The following is a 20,079-nucleotide window of genomic DNA, read 5'->3' as shown; positions in this document are numbered from 1 at the left end:
GGAACACGCACGATAGCATCGAGCGCAATCCCCATGTTGCGCGGGGCCTTCCCAGCGCTGCGTGCGCGGCGCGGCTACCCAGCACCGCTGGCGCGCGGCGCTGGCAACGTTACGGCAGCAGCTTCAGCGCGGACGACGCGACCGCCGGCACCGAGATGCCCTGGCTCGTCGCGAACTGCACGGCCTGGCTGAGCGTCGACGCGAGCGACTGCAACTGGCTCGGCGCGCTTTGCGCGATATACGTCGCTGCCTGCATGTTCTGCGGATTCAGGCCCGCCTGCAGCAGCGATGCTGCGCTGGTCGAACCGAGACTACCGAGCCCCGACTGCAGTTGCGAGTACTGCGTGAGGCCCTGGCCGAGCGATGCGAGGCCGTTGCTGAACGCCTGCTTGTCGACCGGGCCGTGCGTCGCACCGCCGCTCGCGAACGCCTGGCCGAGCGCCTGCGACACCGACTGCTGCGCGCCGCCCATCTGCGACAGCGCGGCCGGCGTCAATGCGTTGCCGCCGCCGAGCAGGCCGGCGGCCTGCTGCGCCTGCCCGGCCGCGCCGGTGAGCCCCATCGCCGACGCGAGCGACGACTGGCCGGCCAGCACCTGCTGGTTCGCGCCGACGTACGCCTGCAGCAATTGCGCGACGCCGCCCTGCGACGGTGCGGCCTGCTGCTGCCCGCCGCCGAGCAGCGACGATCCGATCGCCTGCAGGTCGAGTTGCGCATGCGCGCTGCCGTTGACGCCCAGCAGGATGCCGAATGCGATGCCTGCCGATGCGAGGTGCTTGCCCGTCGCGCGAATCTGCTTCATCTGTTTCCCTCGTGCCCGAATTATTGATGCGGATATTGTCGAAGCGCGTCGCGCGCCGCCGCAACGACTGAAACACATCGAAACGAAATCGCGCGCCGCGGCCGCTTGCAATTCCGCCGCCGTCCGGGCTCGCCGCGCGCATTCGTCCGCATTTGCCGCGCGATCTCGAGCGCGCATCGGGATTCGTTCCTTGCCTGCATCAATATTGCTGATTGCGGGCGCCCCGGCTCGAAGCCGCGGCGTGCGTCAGGCAGCCATCCAGGCCGGCAGCCGCCGGCCGACCCAGTCGGCCGCCTGCTCGTAGCCGCGCGCGAGCTGCAGCACCGCGAGATCCGCGCGCGGCCGGCCGATCAGCTGCATCCCCATCGGCAGCCCCGCGTCGTTGAAGCCGACCGGCACGCTGATCACCGGGCAGCCGGCCAGCGTCCACGGCACGACCGTTTCCATCCAGCGGTGGTAGGTATCCATCGCGCGGCCCGCGATCTCCTTCGGCCAGCGCTGTTCGATGTCGAACGGGAACACCTGCGCGGTCGGCGCCGCGATGAAGTCGTAGCGATCGAAGAAGCTCAGCACGGCCTGATGCCACGCGGTGCGCTCGATGCTCGCGTCGAACACGTCGGCGCCCTGCATCGCGAGCAGCCCTTCGACCTCGTAGATCGCCTCGGGCTTGAGCAGCGCACGCCGTGCCGGGTCGCGATAGTGCGCGAGCAGCCCGCCGCCGGACAGCAGATGCCGATGCGTGAGCCAGAGGCGCCAGATCCGGTCGGGTGCGAATGCCGGCAGCGCCGCATCGACGTCGCAGCCGATCTCGCGCAGCGTCGCGAGCCCCTTTTCGCACTGCGCGAGCACGCCCGGCTCGGTCGCGAGATAACCGTTCCAGTCGCCGACCCACGCGATGCGCTCGCCGCGCAGGTCCTTGTCGAGCGACTTCGTGAACACCGCGGGATCTTCCGCGAGCGACAGCGGATCGTTCGGGTCGTAGCCGGCCTGGATCGACAGCAGGTGCGCGACGTCGCCGACCGTGCGGCCCATCGGCCCTTCGATGCCGAGCTGCTGCATGAACACGTCGACGGCCGGCCAGCGCGGCACGCGGCCCTGCGACGGACGCAAGCCGTAGATGTTGCAGAACGCGGCCGGATTGCGCAGCGAGCCGCCGAAGTCGCTGCCGTCCGCGACCGGCAGCATGCGCGCGGCGAGCGCCGCCGCCGTGCCGCCGCTGCTGCCGCCGGCGCTCTTCGTCAGGTCGTACGGATTGCGCGTCGCGCCGTGGACTTCGTTGAACGTGTGCGAGCCGAGACCGAACTCCGGCGTGTTGGTCTTGCCGATGAAGATCGCGCCCGCCGCGCGCATCCGCCCGACGCCGACCGAGTCGGCCTGCGGCACGTTATCGCGGAAGATCGGCGAGCCGTAGGTCGTCCGCAACCCTTTCGTCATCGCGAGATCCTTCGGCGCCTGCGGCATCCCGTGCAGCCAGCCGTGATATTCGCCGCGGGCGAGCGCCGCGTCCTTTTCCGCGGCCTCGGCGAGCAGCGTCGCGCGATCACGCAGCGAAACCAGCGCGTTCACCGCACCGTTCACGCGCTCGATGTGATCGAGATACGCACGCATCGTCTCGACGCAGGAAACCGCCTTGCTGCGGATCGCCGATGCGAGCTCGCCGGCCGACAGGCGCACGATCGGGTCGACGGTGATGGAAGCGGGAGCGAGAAACTGCGGGGCGCCGTGCGGCATGCGAGGTCTCCTGGAACTGGAAGGGAATGGCGAGCCGCGTGGTGGGCCGAACTCCGTCCCGAGCGGCCGGCAACGGGCCTGGAAAGGGCTGGAGGGGCCGCACCGCGACCGATGCCCTACTCTACGCGACGCCCGCTGGCCGACCTTCGATATTTTCCGCCGCGATTCATTGAGGATCCGACTAAATCGGCATGCCGCATGGCAGCAGGAGGGGGTTTGCCGACCGGCTGATGAAAACGTTTATGCGCATAAACTTAAATTTCTTATATTTCTAATAGGCGCAACACAACGCGACGGCCGGCGTTGACGGCATTTTTACGTGGCCGCCCGATTTCTTTAGATCGAGCGATCCGGCGGCGCGCTACGCTGGAAACATCTCGACTTCGGAGCATCGTCCATGCTCAAGCTGCTGGTTCCTGTCGGTCATTCGCCCCGTTCGCTGCAGGCGGTCCGCCATGCGACCTTCCTGTATCACGAACGCTGCGCATCGGAGATCGTGCTGATCAACGTACAGCCGCCGCTCGAAGCGACGCGGCTCGAGGCGTTTCACCCGCTGTCGCGGCTGCGCTCGATCGAAGACAAGTTCGCGTGCGAGGATCTGGCGATGGCCGAGCGGGTGCTACGGGAAGCCGGAGTCCGGTACAGCGTCGTGAAGAAGGTCGGGCCGGTGGCCGACACGATCGCGGCCGTCGCGGCCGAGATGGGCTGCGACGAAATCGTCGTCGTCGCACCGCGGCTCGATCCGGTTCATACGATGCTGTCGATGTTCCGCCGCAGCGTGATGAGCCGGCTCGTGCGGATTTCGAATGTGCCGGTGACGGCGGTGCGATAAGCGGCTGATCGCCGCCGCGTCGCCGTCGTGTTGGGCGGCACCGCGTCGTCAAGCTCGATGCGCGCACCGGCGGGACGAGGCCGTCATGGACCCGCTCAGGCGGGTCGTTTCATTCGCGTCGATGCAAGGACGCGCGTAGCACGGCGCAATGCTGTCGTGTGCCATGTACCGATACTGCGACGCGCACGCGTGCGTTGTCACGCAGCATCGACCGGCTTACTTGATCGCCTTGCGCCAGAACACGAGATAGGCCGCCGCGGAAGACGCGCCCAGCAGAATGACCCACAACGGCGCCATGCTGATCAGGACCGAAGAGACGTTAAGCATTTGGATTCCTCACTATTTCGATAGCGATGTTCAACACGTACCCGCTGCATTCGGAACCGCCGCGCCCATCGCTTTGCCGCGCATCGCGTTCCGTCAGAACATGCATTCATGCTATCGCTTCGCCCCATAGCCCGACCGTCTCGCCCCGCCCGCACCCTGACATTCGTCAAACTCGCATCGATTGCGCGCCGGTCCGGCCGCCTGCCACTCCTTTCCCCGCCACGATGGGCAAAAAGGGACGTCATTACGTCGGCCCACGGACATTTCAGCAGACGATTACCCGGGGAAGCCCCAATGCTTCGCGACACGTGTCCGCGTTACGCTTGAGCGACGAGGAGACGAATCATGAGACGAGTGGTACACATCGCTTTTTTCGCGCTGCTGGCCTACCTGATCGGCGATCGGGCGCTGCTGCATGCGCAAGGCCGCGACGCCAGTCCGACCGCGTGCTCGCAAGGCGCCGAGCAGGTGAAATACGACGCGCTCAGCCGCGGCTTCGGCAACGCGGCAGCCACCAGCCAGAGCGAGGCATTCATGTCCGGCTGTCTCGTGACCGGACGCGGCAATCAGGATGCCGCGATGGCCGCGCGTTGAGGTCGAACGGGCGCCGCCGTGTCGGCTGCGCCCGCGTCGCGCCGCGTGGCTCGAAGCGGTCGCGACCGGCGCCTTCCATCCTTTGTGCTCCGCGCGACCGCGCCGCCGACCTGCCGATAGCCGGCAATACGCCGTCAATCCCGCGCTCGACGAATCGATGAACGGCCTGCGCGCCGCTTCACGCAAGTTCATGCCATAGCGGCCGCGGCACTTAGTGCTCCGCGGCACCGCCTTGACCTGCCGTTAGCCCGCAATACGCTGTTAACCCCGTGCGCGACGAATCGATGAGCGGGCTGCGCGCCACTTCACGCAAATCCAAGCCATAGCGTCCGTGGCACTTAGTGCTCCGCGGGACCGGCCCTGATCTGCGGTTAGGCCGCAATACGCCGTCAACCCCGCGCTCGACGAATCGATGAGCGGCCTGCGCGCCATTCCACGCAAGTCCATGCCATTGCGGACGCGGCAAAAACCTCCGGGCAACGCGCGTCGACGGCCGATTTGGCGCGGCTGATTCACCCGCGCGCCGTCCGCCCAGCCTCCCCTATCCACGCCTCCCGCGCGCCTCCCCGCGCACCGCCCGCAGCGGCTTTCCGCTGCGCGCGACTCCGCAACCGAAGCCCATCGCCCGCCAATCCCGCCCGGGCACGCCGCTTGCGACTCCGTTGGCCTTCCTAACGGGCCGCCAACATGAACGACAACGAGTCCATCGATTCCGCACAACAACCGCGCCCTCGCGCGACCACGTGGCTCCGCCGCCTCGGGCCGGGGCTCGTCACCGGCGCCGCCGACGACGATCCTTCCGGCATCGGTACCTATTCGCAAGCGGGTGCGCAGTTCGGCTTCGAACTGCTGTGGTCGCTGCTGCTGACCTATCCGCTGATGACGGCCATCCAGTTGATCAGCGCGCGCATCGGCCGCGTGACCGGCAAGGGCCTCGCGTCGAACATGCGCACGCACTATCCGCCGTGGCTGCTCTATTCGACCGTCGCGCTGCTGACCATTGCGAACGTAATCAACATCGCGGCCGACCTGTCGGCGATGGGCGCGGCGGTCAAGTTGCTGCTGCACGGCCCGCAAGAGCTCTATGTCGTCTGCCTGGGCGGCGTGTCGGTCGTGCTGCAGATTTTCGTGCCGTACGACCGTTACGCCCGCCTGCTCAAATGGACCGCGCTGACGCTGCTCGCCTATGTTGCGGTCGCGCTGATCGTGCCCGTGCCGTGGCACGAGGTCGGCCGTGCGATCGTGCTTCCGCAGATCCAGTTGAATGCCGCGTACCTGACGACGGTCATCGCCGTGCTCGGCACCACGATCAGCCCTTATCTGTTTTTCTGGCAGGCGTCGCAGGAAGTCGAGGAATTGCGCGCGGCGCCGAACCAGCGACCGCTGCGAATCATGCCGCACCAGGCGCCCGCGCAGTTGCGGCGGATCAGCGTCGATACCTGGGTCGGCATGGGCGTGTCGAACATCATCGCGTTCTTCATCACGCTGACGGCCGCGGCGACACTCCACATGCATCACATCGACGTGAAGACGTCGGCCGATGCCGCACGGGCACTCGAGCCCGTCGCCGGGCACTTCGCATACGTGCTGTTCGCGCTCGGGATCATCGGCACCGGCCTGCTGGCGCTGCCGGTTCTCGCGGGATCCGCCGCGTATGCGGCCGCGGGCACCTTCCGCTGGCGCAACAGCCTCGCGTTGCGGCTGGGTGTCGCGCCCGAGTTCTACGGCGTGATCGCATTGGCGACCATCGGCGGCGTCGCGATCACGTTCATGCATTTCGACCCGATCCGGGCGCTTTACTGGAGTGCGGTCATCAACGGCGTGACGGCGGTGCCGATCATGTTCGTGATGATGCTGATGGCCGGCAGCAGACGCATCATGGGCGAATTCGCCGTCAGGGGCGTGCTGGCATGGGGCGGCTGGCTCGCGACGTCCGCGATGGTGATCGCGGCGATGGGCGTGCTCGTGCCGGATTGAGCGGCCCCGCCGCGCCGCCGTGTCGGCGCTTCGCCTCGCCGGAATAAACCGGCATCGCGCGGTGCACACGCACCGGGAACGCATGCCGCGGATGGAAGGAGGACGCATCGTGGCCAAGAAAACCGCCGGATCGGCCAAGCTGCCGGCCTGCGACCAGCGCGCGCCCATTCTCGCCAATCTGCGCAGCCGCAAAATGGCGCGCTCGATCCACACCTATACGCGCGGCAGCGCCGAGCACTTTTACGCATGGCTGGCGGACCATCGATCCGGCACCGTGCCCGACGGACCCGCGATATGGATCGGCGGCGATTGCCATCTCGGCAATCTGGGGCCCGTCGCGTCGAAGACGGGTGAAGTCGCCGTGCAGATTCGCGATCTCGACCAGAGCGTGATCGGCAATCCGGTCCACGATGTGCTGCGTCTGGGGTTCTCGCTCGCCACCGCGGCGCGCAGCTCCGATCTGCCCGGCATCATCACGTGGCGGATGATCGAGGCGCTCGCTGACGGATACGAGCAGGCGTTCGACAGCCGCCGCCGCGACGAACTCAGCCACATGCAACGCCCTCACGAGGTGCAGATCGCGATGAAGGCGGCGCTGCATCGCTCGTGGCGCAAACTCGACCGGCAGACGATCATGAACACCGCGCCGCACATCCCGTTGGGCAAACGCTTCTGGCCGCTGTCGGAACGGGAGCGCAGCGCCATCCTCACGCTGTTCGAAACCGCGCCGGTTTCGACGATCGGCGCGGCGCTCAGCCGCACGGCACATTGCGACGCCGGCATGAAGGTGCTCGACGCCGCGTTCTGGGTGAAGGGCTGCAGCTCGCTGGGCCGACGCCGCTACGCGGTGATGCTCGATATCGACGACGCCTGTTCCGACGGACATCCGCCCTACCTGATCGACATCAAGGAAGCCACGGCCGCCAAGGCGCCGAAATACCCCGGGGTACGCATGCCGGGCGATGCCGCACAACGCGTGCTCGAAGGCGCGCGGCACGTGTCGCCGATGCTGGGCAGCCGGATGTGCGCGGCACGCCTCGACGGGCGCGCCGTCGTGATGCGCGAATTGATGCCGCAGGATCTGAAACTGGAAGCGGAACGGCTGTCGGAGGCCGACGCGGTGAAAGTCGCCCGCTACCTCGCGCTGGTGATCGGCCGCGCGCATGCCGCGCAGATGGACGACGCGACGCAGCGCGCGTGGCGCGCCGAGCTGCGGCGCCAGCGTCCGAAGACCCTCGACGCGCCTTCATGGCTGTGGAAAAGCATCATCGAACTGATGGCCGCGCATGAACAAGCGTATCTCGAGCATTGCCGGCGCCATGTGCTCGGCAAGGCGGTCCGCTGAATCGACGCACCGGTCATGCGCCGCGAAGGATCCGCGCGATCAGCGTGTGTCCGGGCGAATCACCAGCTCGTTGAATCCGGTGCCCGCGTCGGGTTCACGCGAGAAACGATGCGCGGGCAACAGCACGAGCAGTATCTCGGCGGTCGTACGCACCACGCAGCCGCTCGCGACGTGCCCGCCCGAGACGCGGCCTTGCGCGTCCGAAACCGACATGTGCAGGTGCGCGCCGTCCGGCGAGACCGAACCGGCCAGCGTCAGGATTTCGAGGTCGCCGCGCAGTTCGGTCGGCGCGTCGACGCCGGCATAGCGCAACTGCGCGACGTTCAGGCTGCCGATGCCCTGGATCACGAATGCCGCGTGTGCGCGAAGCCCGCGCACCGCGTGCTCGATGGCGGCGCGCAGATTGTCGCCGGGGGAAAGACGCAGAGGATGGGCTTGCATGGTCGTTCACCTGCTGAGGGGCGTGGGTGTCGACAAAGCGTACGTTCGACCAGGCAATCCGGCAAGCCTGCGCCTGCCGGATGGAACGCCGTCGCCGCAACACGCGGTGCTCGCGTTACACGGTGAACCGCTCGCTCGCGAACTGCGCGTCCGGCACGCCGGCGGCGACGGCGACTTCCCGCGCACCTTCGACGAGCGGCGGCGGGCCGCAAACGTAGACATCCGGCAGCACCGGCGCGTGCGCCAGCGCCGCGCGCAACGCGTCGACCGGCGTGCCGCGCAGCCCGGTCCATTCCACGCCGGGCCGCCATACGCACACATCGACCCGTAACTGCGGCAACTCGGCCCGCAAGCGCTCCAGCTCGTCGAGCATGAACAGTTCGCTTTCCTCATTGACGCCGAAGAACAGCCGGGCGTCGCCCATCTCCTGATACTCGGCCATGCGCCGCAGCATCGACAGGATCGGCGCGAGCCCCGTGCCGCCCGCGACGAACCAGCGCGGCCGCAGGCTGTCGGCGAAGAGGCCGAACCCGCCCATCGGCACACGCACGGTCAGCCGATCGCCGGGCCGCGCGCGTTCGCGCAGATAGGTCGAGAACCAGCCGCCCGCCCGCAGCCGGATCAGGAACTCCAGCCGGCCATCCCAATTGCTCGTGTTCGCGAGCGAATAGGGCCGGCGCAGGCCGCTGCCCGGCACTTCCAGCTCCGCGAACTGGCCGGCTTCGAACTCCGCGGCCACGCCGAACGCGTCGTCGGGCTCGATCTGCAGCTCGACGCGCATCGTGTCGCGCGCGATCGCGTCGAGCGCGGCGATCCGCGCCGTGCGCACGGGCACCGGCTGCAGCAGCACCTTGGCGCGGTCGTACGGCGCCGCAACCCGCAGATCGCCGAGCGGCGTCGTCCGGCACAGCAATACCGCGCGGGGCTGGCCGGCCGGCAACGCGTCGACGCTGTGCGCCTGCATCTCGTACGGGCCGTCGACGACAGTCGCCTGGCATGCGCCGCAGCTCCCGCGCCGGCATTGCGACGGCAGCGTGATGTCGGCTTGCGCCGCCGCCGCGAGCAGATCCTGGCCGGGCTCGCAGTCGAAGCCGAACGGCGCGCCGTCACGCGTCGTGATCTCGATCCGGTAGCTCATCGAACGATCCTGTTCACGCCGCCCGGCGCGCGAGCGCCGCGGCGAGGTCCGCGCCGGCGTCGCCGATCGGCTGGATTCCGAACTGATCGACCAGCACCGCGAGCACGCCCGGCGTGACGAACGCGGGCAGCGTCGGCCCGAGCCGGATGTTGCGGATGCCGAGCGCGAGCAGCGTCAGCAGCACGGCCGCGGCCTTCTGTTCGAACCACGAGATGACGAGCGACAGCGGCAAGTCGTTCACGCCGCATTCGAACGCATCGGCGAGCGCGGTCGCAATCCGGATCGCCGAATAGCTGTCGTTGCACTGCCCGATGTCGAGCAGGCGCGGGATGCCGCCGATATCGCCGAACGCGTGCCGGTTGAACCGGTACTTGTTGCAACCAAGCGTCATCACCACCGTATCGTCGGGCGCCTGCTCCGCGAACCCGGTGTAGTAATTGCGCCCCGGCGCCGCGCCGTCGCAGCCGCCGATCAGGAAGAAGTGGCGGATCTGCCCGGCCTTCACCGCGTCGATCACCTTGTCCGCGACGCCCAGCACCGCATGCCGGCCGAACCCGACGGTGATGGTCTGCTCCGGCGCCGTGGCCTGAAAGCCCGGCAGCGCCTGGGCGGCACGGATCAGCGTCGGAAAATCGTGATGTTCGAGATGGCGCACGCCCGGCCAGCCGACCGGCCCCGTCGTGAAGATGCGCTGCCGGTATTGCGGCAGCGGCTCGATGATGCAGTTGGACGTCATCAGGATCGGCCCGGGGAAACGCGCGAAGTCGCTCTGCTGGTCCTGCCATGCGCCGCCGTAGTTGCCGGCCAGATGCGGGAAAGCCTTGAGCGACGGATACGCGTGAGCCGGCAGCATTTCACCGTGCGTGTAGACCTGGATGCCGGTGCCCGCCGTCTGTTCGAGCAGCGCGTGCAGATCGCCGAGATCGTGGCCCGACACGAGGATCGCCTTGCCCGCCACCGGCGACACGCGCACGGCGCTCGGCTGTTGCGCGCCGAAGCGGCCGGTGTTCGCGTTGTCGAGCAGTTCCATCACCGTCAGGTTCAGCCGGCCGAGATCGAGCGCGTGCGCGAGCAGTGCGTCGACGTCGGCCGGATTGCCCGCGAGGAACGCGAGCGCCGCGTCGACGCCTTCGTAGATGTCGTCGCGCTCGTAGCCGAGCACCTGCGCATGATGCGCATACGCGCACACGCCCTTCAGGCCGTACAGCACCAGCGCGCGCAGCCCGACGATATCCGCGCCCACCGTGTCGAGGCCCGCGTCGATGCCGACGCTCGCCGCCTGCTTCAGCAAGCCCGCCAGATCGTCCGCCGGCTGCCACTCGGCCGGCCCGTGCAGCACCGGCAGCGCCGTGCCCGCGGCGCGGGCGTGCGCTTCGCAGGCGGCCTTCACGCGATCGCGCGTCTGCGCGGCTTCACGCAGCAGCGCGACGAAGCGCGCCGCATGGAAGTTCACGTTGGTCAGCGTGGTGAACATCGCGTACAGCACGAAGCGCTCGGCGTCGCGATCGGGCACGCCCATCGTGCGCGCGATCGCGCCGTACTGGGCAATGCCCTTCACCGCATGAACCAGCAGGTCCTGCAGGTCGGCCGTCGTCGAATCCTTGCCGCAATTGCCTTTCGCCGATGCACAGCCGGGCCGCGCGCCGGTCCGGTCGGTCTGTTCGCATTGATAGCAAAACACGGTGTTCTCCTTTGTCGATCATGGGGGCGCGGGTCGCTGCGAATGGCGCCCCGGACGCGTGTTCCGGGCCGCCGGGCTGCTCGCCCGCTTCAAGATGCTTCTCTGATGCATCTTTTTCATGATGTTTCGGCATGCGCTTCGCGACCGTGATGCAGATCAACAAACGGAATGCCGGCCGGTGAGGCAACTTGTCGCTAGGATGGCCCGCCGGCTTCACGCGACGGTGCGGACGGTGCGCTTGCGTCGTCGGCATCCGCGCATGCGATGCCCCAGTCGCCGTATCGATACCAGTCGTCGCCGAGCAGTTCGCTCGGGTGCTGGGTCCGGCTGGAGCCGTTGCCGCAACGCATCGCCTGCGTCGGGCAATAGTTGTCGCATCCCCAGCAGATCCGCTCCGGATGCACGGGATGCAGCGGAAATTTCTTGGCCATGATGCGTCGTCTTCCCGGTGTCGGTTCGTTCGCTACCGTTCGACTCTAGTGCACGGGAAAGCGCCGCCGATGCGACATTCGTTCGCACGTCGCCGGTGTCGCTCCGAAAACGAAAAAGCCCGGACATACATCGTCCGGGCCTTCCGTATCAGCGATTGCCGCCGTTGCAGCCCGCCGCGCTTATGCCTCCAGCGCCTCCAGCACCTTGCCCTTCGTCTCGATCCCGACGAAGTGGACGGTCAGCGCCGCGATCAGCGGCACGATGCCGATCAGGTAGAACGCCGGCGCGAGGTTACCGCCGATGATCGCGTGCGGCACGATCATCGGCGCGGCGAACGACGCGATCTTCAGCCATGCGCTGCCGAGCCCGCAGCCGGACGCGCGGATGCTCGTCGGATACTGCTCCGGCGTATAGACGTACGCGGTGATGAAGCCCGATGCCATCAGCCCCAGCGACAGCGAACAGAAGAACGCGACGACATACACCGACGACGCGTGATAGACGCCCGCCAGCGCCAGCGACAGCGCGCACAGCACGAACGACCAGACGATCACCGGCTTGCGGCCGAGCTTGTCGACGAGCAGCGCCGACGCGAGCGAACCGAGCACGCCCATCACCGAGCCGATCACCGCGAGATTCAGCGCGAGCTGCAGCGGCGCATGATAGAAGTTCTTGTAGATCGTCGGCAGCCACGTCGACAACCCGTACTGGATGAACCCGCAGGTCGCCCACAGCGTCGCCACCGCGAGCGTGCGCTTGCGATACGCGGCGCTGAACAGGTCGCTCATCCGGCGCTTCGGGTGCTGGCGCACCATCTCGTCGAACGCCGCCGCTTGCGTCGCCGGCGGCAGCTCGCCGCGCACCGACGCTTCGAACACGCCAACAGCCCGCCCCGCTTCCGCGAGCCGCCCGCGCGACGCGAGCCAGCGCGGCGATTCCGGCACGAGGCGCGTGAGCACCAGCGCGAGGATCAGCGGCAGCCCGCCGACGAAGTACATGATTTCCCAGCCGAACCGCGGCACGAGCCACGCACCGAGCGCCATCGACACCAGCAGGCCGATCGGGAACACGATCTCGTACAGCAGCACGAAGCGGCCGCGGCCGTGCGCACGCGTGATCTCGTTGATGTAGGTCGCGGCGACCGGCAGCTCGCCGCCCAGCCCGAGCCCCTGCAGGATCCGCAGCAGCACGAAGATCTCGAACGTCGGCGCGAAGCCGCACGCGATGCTGGTGACGCCGATCACGGCGGAACTCCACGCGATCGCCTTCACTCGGCCATGCTTCTCCGCGAGCGCGGGAAACAGGAACGCGCCGATCAGCTGGCCGATCGCGCCGGACGCGATCAGCATGCCGATCTGCGTCGGCGACAGCCCCCACTTGTGAATCAGCAGCGGCAGCGTCGCCGCGATCGTGATCACGTCGAAGCCGTCGAAGAACGTCGCGGTGCCGATCAGCACGCGCGCGCGGATCTGCATCGCGTTGGCCGGAAGCCGCTCGAGCCGCGCGATGATCGCGCCGGGCGTGGAGGCGGCAGCTTCCATCGTGGCCCTGCCGGCCACGACGTTGTCGAAAGTGCTCATGCGGGGAGTCTCCTGGATCGTGTCGCCGGTCAGGCAAGCGCTTTGGTCGTGTCCGCCAGGGCTTCCGTATCCACTGCCCGGCCCTGGTTCATCCACTTGCGTGCGAGCTTCAGCTCGCGTGCGTTGTTGATGGCGATGACACCTCTCACATGCCCATCGCCCAAGAAAAACAGCGTCGCGCGGCGCGCGGCGAGATCGCCGCGCACGACGAGCTGCGCATCGGCCGGCAGATCACCGAGGATCTGCAGGTTCACGTCGTACTGATCGGACCAGAACCACGGAATTTCCGCATACGGCGCACGCACGCCGAGCACGGCCTTCGCGGCCGCGATCGCCTGGTTCTGCGCGTTCGCCCACGATTCGAGCCGCACGCGCCGCTTCAGCCAGCCGTTGTGATGATTCGCGACGTCGCCGCACGCGAAGATCGCCGGGTCGCTGGTCGCGCCGAATTCGTCGACCACGATGCCGTCGTCGAGCGCGAGCCCCGCGTCGCTCGCGAGCGACGCATTCAGCGCGAGGCCGATGCCGGCCACCGCGAAATCGGCGTCGATCGTCGTGCCATCGGCCAGCGTCGCGCGCACCTTCGATGCGTCGTCCGGCTGCGCGTCGAGCGACGCGAGCGCCGCGCCGAGACGCACGTCGACACCGTTCGCACGATGCAGATCGAGCAGGAAGTCGGACACGATCTGCGGCACCGAGCGCCCGCACAGACGCGGCGCGCCTTCGACGACGACGGCCTCGACACCAAGCTTGCGCGCGGTTGCCGCGACCTCGAGGCCGATCCAGCCGCCGCCGATCACGAGCACGCGCCGACTCGCACGCAGCTTCTCGCCGAGCGCGGCCGCTTCGTCGAGCGTGCGCAGGTAGTGCAGGTTCGACGTGTTGACGAGCGCATCGGGCAAGCGGCGCGACGTGCCGCCGGTCGCGATCACGAGGCGGTCGTATTCGATCTCGCGGCCGCTTTCGGTCTTCACCACACGGCGCGCACGGTCGATCGACGCCGCGCGTTCCGGCTGCCATGCCTCGACGTTCAGCGTGTCGAATTCGTCCGGACGCACGACGCGCACGGTCTCGATGTCGGCGTCGCCAGCCAGCACGGCTTTCGACAGCGGCGGACGCTCGTACGGCAGGTGCGGCTCGTCGGCGATCATCACGAGGCGGCCCGCGAACCCTTCCGCGCGCAGCGTCTTCAGCACCCAGCCGGCGGCCTGGCCGCCGCCGATCACGACGACCGTGCCGGGCGCGGGCTGCTCCTGTGTGTTCGCTTCGGTCATGATTTGCGCTCCGTCATGAACTTGCCTTCCGGCGCCTTCGCGTTCTTCTGCCGGCGCGTGTTGCCGTCGAGGCCGCCGTCGACGGCCCATTCTGCGAACACGGTCGGGCCCGGTTCGAATTCGCGCGGCTGCCACTCCGGTGTCAGCACGTCTTCATCCGCGTAGTACTCGATCAGCGCGCCGGCCGGATTCTGGAAGTACCAGAAGTACGCGGACGACACCGGGTGACGCCCCGGGCCGAGCTGCGTTTCCCAGCCGCAGCGGTCGATGTGCATGCCGCCGCCGAACACTTCATGGATGTCGCGCACGGTGAACGCGACGTGGTTCAGGCCGCGCTTGCCGTTCGGCAGCGCGAGCAGGAACAGGTCGTGGTGACCGCCGTGCGGCGCGCAGCGCATGAACGCGCCGCGGCCCGGATAGCGGTCCGACGTCTCGAAGCCGAGCAGCTCGTGATAGAACTTTTCCTGCGCGTCGAGGCAGTTCGTGAAGAACACGACGTGCCCGACCTCGACCGGCTCGGCGCGCGCATAGATCGGGCTCGGCTGGTCGACGCGCGCCGTGTGGCCCCACACGTTCGACGGCGAGCCGGTGATGTCGAGCGCGCGCTTGCGCGTCACCTCGATGCGGATCGCCATCCCGTTCGGATCGATGCAGCCCACCGCATCGTCCTGTGCGTAATAGCGGGGCTGGCCGGCCAGCTTCGTGCGCAGCGCGTCGAGTTCCTGCCGCGTCGCGACGCCCCACGTGACTTCACGCAGCGTCGGGCCCGCTTCGAACGCGGGCGGCAGCGACGGATCGTCGGCCTTCACGACCAGCACGGTGCAGCCGTTCATCGTCTCGAAACGAGCGCGCGTGTCGTCGTGCGCGACTTCCTTCAGCCCCCAGTCGGCGAAAAAGCGCCGGCACGTCGCGAGGTCGTCGACACCGTACGTGATCTGCTCGATACCCAAGATGCTCATTGCGTCATTCCCCTTCGCTCAGTTCGCCCACGGCAGCGGCGCGTCGTTCAAGCCCCAGTAGAGGCTCTTCTGCTGCATGTACTCGCGGATCCCGAGACGTCCCTTCTCGCGGCCCATCCCGCTCTCCTTCCAGCCCGAGAACGGCGTGGAGATCGAGAACAGCTTGTACGTGTTGATCCACACGGTGCCCGTCTCGAGCGCGCGCGCGATGCGCCACGCGCGCTTGTAGTCGCGCGTCCAGATGCCGGCGGCGAGGCCGAACACGCTGTCGTTCGCCTGCGCGAGCAGCGACGCTTCGTCGTCGAACGGCATCGCGACGAGCACCGGCCCGAAGATTTCTTCCTGGCAGATGCGTGCGCTGTTCGGCAAGCCTTCGAGAATCGTCGGCTGGTAGAAGAAGCCGCGCTCGCGCCCGTCGCCCGACGGCCGCTCGCCGCCGCACAGCAGGCGCCCGCCTTCTTCCAGCCCGAGCGCCACGTAGCGCTCCACCGATTCGCGATGCTTCGCGCTGATCAGCGGGCCCATCTGCGTGTCGGGCCGCGTCGGGTCGCCCACGCGCAGCTTGCGTGCGCCGGCGACCAGCCGCTGCATGAATTCGTCGTACACCGCGCGCTGCACGAACAGCCGCGAACCCGCGATGCAGGCCTCGCCCGACGAGCTGAAGATCCCGTACAGCACGCCGTTGACCGCATGATCGAGATCCGCGTCGTCGCACACGATCGTCGGCGACTTGCCGCCGAGTTCGAGCGACACGGGCATCAGCTTTTCCGCCGCGATGCGCGCGATGCCGCGGCCCACTTCGGTGCCGCCGGTAAACGACACCTTCTTCACGAGCGGATGACGGACCAGCACGTCGCCGATCACCGAGCCCTTGCCCGGCAGCACGCTCAGCACACCCTTCGGCACGCCGGCCTCCTCGCAGATGCGGGCCAGCGCGAGCGACACGAGCGGCGTGACCTCGGCCGGCTTGAGCACCACCGCGTTGCCGCCGGCGAGCGCCGGGGCCAGCTTCTGCGCGTCGGACGCGATCGGCGAATTCCACGGCGTGATCGCCGCGATCACGCCGATCGGCTCGTGCACGCTCATCGTCAGATAGTCGCCGCGTGACGGCGTCAGTTCTTCGTCGAGCGTCTCGAGGCATGCCGCGAAATAGCGGAACGTGTTGGCCGCGCTCGCGACCAGCACGCGCGTCTCGCCGATCGGCTTGCCGTTGTCGCGGCGCTGCAGGTTCGCGAGCGCCTCGTGACGCTGCATGATCAGCTCGGCGATCCGGTACAGCACCAGCGCGCGCTGGTGCGGCTTGAGTCCGGCCCAGTCGGCGCGACGCCAGGCGGCGTCGGCGGCCACGACGGCGTCGGCCGCGTCTTCCGCGTTCGCCGTCGATACTTCCAGGTTCAGCGACTGGTCGGCCGGATAGATGCTCGTGTAAGGCGCACCGCGGCCGCGCCGCCACTCGCCGCCGATCAGGATGTCGCCGTTGGGTACGAGGCTCGTATCGAATGGAGTCATGTCACAAGTCCCACAAATCTGTCTCTGCCAGCCGCCCGCGCCGTGGCGCAGGCGGCCGTTCTATGGCCCGAATGGCCCGAATGACCGGAATGGCCGCGTCGTCCGCTCAGATCACGCAGCGGGCCGCGCGGTTGCGCAGCGCGCGGATCGCGCAGTACGCGGTCAACGCGGACGTCTTCGGGTTGTCGGGCAACGGCTTGCCGCTCATTTCGAGCGACATCTCGCCGAATGCGCCGCGTGCGGTGATGCGATGCACGTTGCGCGTGACGGCCGGATCGGCGATCAGGCGCACGCGCGTCGCGTCGAGCCCGAGGCCGGCGAGCGCGACGGTCGCCGCGACGTTCGCGTTCTTCGGATACAGCCGCGCGGCGTCGCGTGCGGTGCCTTCGAAGATCACCTTCTCTTCGGTCATCGCACGCAGATCGCACAGCTCCTCGGCGGGTGTGCCGAGCCAGCCGAGCGGCGGCTTGCGGCCGACGTACAGCACCTCGTCGAGGCCGCCCTGCCTCGCCGACGCCAGCGCATCGATCCCGCCGATCGCGCCGGACAGCAAGGTGAGCGTCGCGTCGCCTTCGTCGGCGGCCTGCGACAGCACGTCGAGCAGCGCGAGATCGGACAACGCGCCGATCGACGCGACCGCGCAGTCGGTGCCGGCCTTCAGCAGCGGCACGACGTGATCGACGAGCGCGCTATGGCCCGCGCATTCGAGCGCGAACTCGGGGCGGCGGGCCAGCGCGTCGACCGACGACACGACCTCCACCGCACCGCCGAGCTCACGCTGCACCGCGTCGCGCTGGTGCTCGGGCACGATCACGTGCGCGACGCGCAACGATGCATCGTGCTCGACCGCGTGATACACGGCCGCACCGATCGCGCCGAAGCCGATCATCGCGACGTCGACGGGCGCATGCCCGTGAGCGTGTCCGTTACGCATATTGCCGCTCCGACGGCTCTTCCTTTTTCACCGGCGGGCCCGCGAAGTTCGATGCGAACGCGCCGACCGACAGCATGTCGACCTCGACCATCACCGGCCCTTCCTTCGCGATCCCTTCGCGCACGATCGCTTCGGCCTGGTCGAGCGACGTGATCCGGTAGTGCGTGAGGCCGAAGCTCGCGCAGAACTGCGCGAAATCGGGCTGGTGCAGCTGCACGAAGCAGCGGCGGCCGCCGTACTGCGCATCCTGGATGTTGCGGATCACGCCGTAGCACTGGTCGTTCATCAGCACGATCATCACGTTCGCGTTTTCCTGCACGGCCGTCACGAGCTCGCCGACGTTGACCATCAGGCCGCCGTCGCCGACCAGGCAGACCGTCTTCGCGGCCGAGCCGGCCAGCGCCGCGCCGATGCCCATCTGGATGCCCTGGCCGATGCCGCCGCCGAGCGCATGCACGCCCGCGCGCGGCTCGAAGATCTTCAGCAGGCGGTTGCCCCACGTGCTGTTCGAGATCGTCACGTCGCGCACCCAGTTGTAGTCGCGGCCGACCGCCGCTTGCAACGTATCGACGAGCTTCTTGTAGGGCCCCAGGCCTTCCGCCACGCTGGCGACGGCCTGCTCGCGCGCCGCCGCGAGATCGAGCGCGAACTGCGGATCGACGGACAGGCGGCCTTCGAGGCGATCGGCCAATTCGGCCAGCACGCGCTTCGAATCGCCGTGCACGAACAGCTCGTTGCGATAGCCGCGGTTGTCGGCGAGCGCATCGGCGTCGACGCGGAACAGCGGCTGCGGCAGCGCGAGCTTGTACTTCAGCGTCTCGTTGCCGCGCAGGCGCGAGCCGACCACGACGAGCGCGTCGCAGGTCTTGTAGAACGCCTCGACGCACGCATGCACGTTGAACGCGCCGAGCGTCGCCGGGTGATCTTCCGGCAGCACACCGCGGCCCTGCACGCTCGTCACGACGCCGAAGCCGAGCTTCACCAGGCGTTCGACTTCCGCCCGCGCATGACGCGCGCCGCCGCCGAGCCACAGCAGCGGACGGCGCTTGGCCGCCAGCGCGTCGGCGAGCTTCGCGACGCGTGCGTCGTCGTGCTCGCGCACCGCGACGTGCGCCGGCGCGAGGTCTTCCGGCCATTCGATTTCGGCGGCCTGGATGTCGATCGGAATCTCGACCGACACGGGGCCGGTCGGCGCGGTCTGCGCGATACGCACCGCTTCGCGGATCGTCGGCAGCACGGTTTCGACGGTGCGCACGCGGAACGCGGCCTTCGAGATCGCGTCGAGCATCGTGAGCTGGTCCGGCGCTTCGTGGATGTAGGCCAGGTCCTGGTCGAGGTACGGCGTCTCGATCTGCCCCGTGATGTGCAGCAGCGCGGTGCCTGCCGTCAGCGCCTCGACCATCGCGCCCGCCGCGTTGCCCGCCGCGGTGCCGGTGCTCGTGAACGCGACGCCGAGGCCGCCCGACACGCGGGCCAGGCCGTCGGCCATGTTCACCGCGCCCGCTTCACCGCGCGCGCCGACATACCGGATGTTGCCGCGCGAGTTGATCGCGTCGAGGATCGGCATGTTGTGGATCGAGATGACACCGAATGCGGTTTTGACGTCGCACTGCTCGAGAAAGGCGGCAATCAGCTCGCCAACCGTGGTTTTTTTAGACATGGCGTGCAAAGCCTCCAGAAACGTCGATATGGCTGCCCGTCGTGTAGGACGACAGATGCGTTGCGAGATAAAAAAGTGCCCAGGCTGCCTCGTCGGGCTTGCCGAAGCGATTCAGCGGAATGTTCTTCTTGCGGGCAAGCGCGCCCGTCCAGTCTTCCCAGCTTTCGCCGGCCTGCGCCTGCGTGTCGTAGCGGCGGCGCCACTGACCCGACTCGACGATGCCGATCAGGATCGAGTTCACGCGGATGCGCTGCGGCGCCAGCTCGGTCGCGAGCGACTTCACGAGGCTCAGCACGCCCGCACGCGCCGACGACGTCGCGACCATGTGCGGCTCCGGCTGCAGCGCGAGCAGCGAGTTCACGCAGGTGATCGTCGGCGCCTGCGCGTCGCGCAGCAGCGGCAGGAACGCGCGCGTCGGGCGGATGATGCTGAAGTACTTCAGTTCGAGCTCTTCGCGCCATGCGTCGTCGGTCGTGTCGGCGAAGGTCGACACGCGGCCCTGGCCCGCGTTGTTGACCAGCATGTCGGCGCGGCCGAAGCGCTCGGACACGGCCTGCGCGAACGCGGCCACGTCGGCTTCGTCGAGCACGTTGCAACGCACGGCGAGCAATTGCGCGCCCGCGTATTTCTCGCCGAGCATCGCTTCGGCGCGCGCGAGGCGTTCGCCGTCGCGGCCGCAAATCGCGACCGACGCGCCGGCCTGCAGGAACCGTTCGGCAGTCGCGAGGCCGATGCCGGACGAACCGCCCGTCACCACCGCCACCTGCCCGGTCAGATCGATCTGGATCATGTCAATCCTCGCCGGGCCGCCCCAAGAGGATTGACCGCCCCCTCGGGGGGCAGCGTGCAAAGCATGCGTGGGG

At 68.3% G+C, this 20,079-nt stretch carries 17 protein-coding genes; 4 read left to right on the top strand and 13 right to left on the bottom strand.

Annotated elements, in window-relative coordinates; all coding sequences use genetic code 11:
- Positions 1–109: 109 nt before the first annotated feature.
- Both ABIC50_RS18990 and ABIC50_RS18985 read right to left on the bottom strand, forming a co-directional pair.
- Positions 110–802 carry a hypothetical protein gene (locus tag ABIC50_RS18990; RefSeq protein ID WP_175695127.1) on the bottom strand — a complete coding sequence of 231 codons (693 nt, stop codon included), beginning with the start codon at positions 800–802 and terminating at the stop codon, positions 110–112.
- A 246-nt stretch (positions 803–1,048) separates the two neighbouring features.
- Positions 1,049–2,533, bottom strand: a complete 1,485-nt coding sequence (locus ABIC50_RS18985) for an amidase (RefSeq protein ID WP_354166143.1) — start codon at positions 2,531–2,533, stop codon at positions 1,049–1,051.
- A gap of 397 nt (positions 2,534–2,930) precedes the next feature.
- On the opposite strand from ABIC50_RS18985, the gene ABIC50_RS18980 reads away from it, so the two are divergent.
- The 4 genes from ABIC50_RS18980 to ABIC50_RS18965 all read left to right on the top strand — a co-directional run bounded on the left by ABIC50_RS18980 (position 2,931) and on the right by ABIC50_RS18965 (position 7,608).
- A complete protein-coding gene (locus ABIC50_RS18980; protein WP_011659079.1) occupies positions 2,931–3,365 on the top strand; it encodes a universal stress protein in 435 nt (144 codons plus the stop codon).
- Positions 3,366–4,037: 672 nt separating this feature from the next.
- Positions 4,038–4,286 (top strand): adhesin, encoded by a 249-nt coding sequence (locus tag ABIC50_RS18975; protein ID WP_175699305.1) that lies wholly within the window; start codon positions 4,038–4,040, stop codon positions 4,284–4,286.
- 687 nt (positions 4,287–4,973) lie between these two features.
- Positions 4,974–6,263, top strand: a complete 1,290-nt coding sequence (locus ABIC50_RS18970; protein ID WP_126225626.1) for an NRAMP family divalent metal transporter — start codon at positions 4,974–4,976, stop codon at positions 6,261–6,263.
- A 109-nt stretch (positions 6,264–6,372) separates the two neighbouring features.
- Positions 6,373–7,608, top strand: coding sequence for a DUF2252 family protein (locus ABIC50_RS18965; protein ID WP_354166141.1), 1,236 nt, complete (start codon positions 6,373–6,375; stop codon positions 7,606–7,608).
- 39 nt (positions 7,609–7,647) lie between these two features.
- Here the strand turns inward: ABIC50_RS18965 and ABIC50_RS18960 are convergent, their stop codons facing one another.
- From ABIC50_RS18960 to ABIC50_RS18910, 11 genes are all read right to left on the bottom strand, one after another.
- Positions 7,648–8,049 carry a PPC domain-containing DNA-binding protein gene (locus ABIC50_RS18960; protein WP_354166139.1) on the bottom strand — a complete coding sequence of 134 codons (402 nt, stop codon included), beginning with the start codon at positions 8,047–8,049 and terminating at the stop codon, positions 7,648–7,650.
- A 115-nt stretch (positions 8,050–8,164) separates the two neighbouring features.
- Positions 8,165–9,187 (bottom strand): 2Fe-2S iron-sulfur cluster-binding protein, encoded by a 1,023-nt coding sequence (locus ABIC50_RS18955; protein WP_354166137.1) that lies wholly within the window; start codon positions 9,185–9,187, stop codon positions 8,165–8,167.
- 13 nt (positions 9,188–9,200) lie between these two features.
- Positions 9,201–10,868 (bottom strand): hydroxylamine reductase, encoded by a 1,668-nt coding sequence (gene hcp / locus ABIC50_RS18950; protein WP_354166135.1) that lies wholly within the window; start codon positions 10,866–10,868, stop codon positions 9,201–9,203.
- Between the two features lie 194 nt (positions 10,869–11,062).
- Positions 11,063–11,299 carry a DUF3079 domain-containing protein gene (locus tag ABIC50_RS18945; protein ID WP_354166133.1) on the bottom strand — a complete coding sequence of 79 codons (237 nt, stop codon included), beginning with the start codon at positions 11,297–11,299 and terminating at the stop codon, positions 11,063–11,065.
- 180 nt (positions 11,300–11,479) lie between these two features.
- Positions 11,480–12,880 (bottom strand): MFS transporter, encoded by a 1,401-nt coding sequence (locus tag ABIC50_RS18940; RefSeq protein WP_105787048.1) that lies wholly within the window; start codon positions 12,878–12,880, stop codon positions 11,480–11,482.
- 29 nt (positions 12,881–12,909) lie between these two features.
- The gene (locus ABIC50_RS18935) at positions 12,910–14,154 is read right to left on the bottom strand and encodes an NAD(P)/FAD-dependent oxidoreductase (RefSeq protein WP_165753392.1); all 1,245 of its coding nucleotides are present in this window, start codon (positions 14,152–14,154) and stop codon (positions 12,910–12,912) included.
- Positions 14,151–15,113, bottom strand: coding sequence for a VOC family protein (locus ABIC50_RS18930; protein WP_354166132.1), 963 nt, complete (start codon positions 15,111–15,113; stop codon positions 14,151–14,153). The genes ABIC50_RS18935 and ABIC50_RS18930 overlap by 4 nt, the downstream gene beginning before the upstream one ends.
- An 18-nt stretch (positions 15,114–15,131) precedes the next feature.
- A complete protein-coding gene (locus ABIC50_RS18925; protein WP_354166131.1) occupies positions 15,132–16,622 on the bottom strand; it encodes an aldehyde dehydrogenase in 1,491 nt (496 codons plus the stop codon).
- A 106-nt stretch (positions 16,623–16,728) separates the two neighbouring features.
- Positions 16,729–17,556: an aspartate dehydrogenase gene (locus tag ABIC50_RS18920; protein ID WP_012366317.1), complete on the bottom strand. Its 828-nt coding sequence runs from the start codon at positions 17,554–17,556 to the stop codon at positions 16,729–16,731.
- Positions 17,549–19,216, bottom strand: coding sequence for a thiamine pyrophosphate-binding protein (locus tag ABIC50_RS18915; RefSeq protein ID WP_175654558.1), 1,668 nt, complete (start codon positions 19,214–19,216; stop codon positions 17,549–17,551). Before ABIC50_RS18915 ends, ABIC50_RS18920 begins: the two co-directional genes overlap by 8 nt.
- Positions 19,209–20,006 (bottom strand): SDR family oxidoreductase, encoded by a 798-nt coding sequence (locus tag ABIC50_RS18910; RefSeq protein ID WP_354166129.1) that lies wholly within the window; start codon positions 20,004–20,006, stop codon positions 19,209–19,211. Before ABIC50_RS18910 ends, ABIC50_RS18915 begins: the two co-directional genes overlap by 8 nt.
- Positions 20,007–20,079 lie beyond the last annotated feature (73 nt).

It is taken from the genome of Burkholderia sp. 567 (genome assembly GCF_040545115.1).
GTDB classification, from domain to species: domain Bacteria; phylum Pseudomonadota; class Gammaproteobacteria; order Burkholderiales; family Burkholderiaceae; genus Burkholderia; species Burkholderia ambifaria.
Note: the sequence above shows the minus strand (reverse complement) of the source record. Positions and strands in the feature narration are given on the sequence as shown.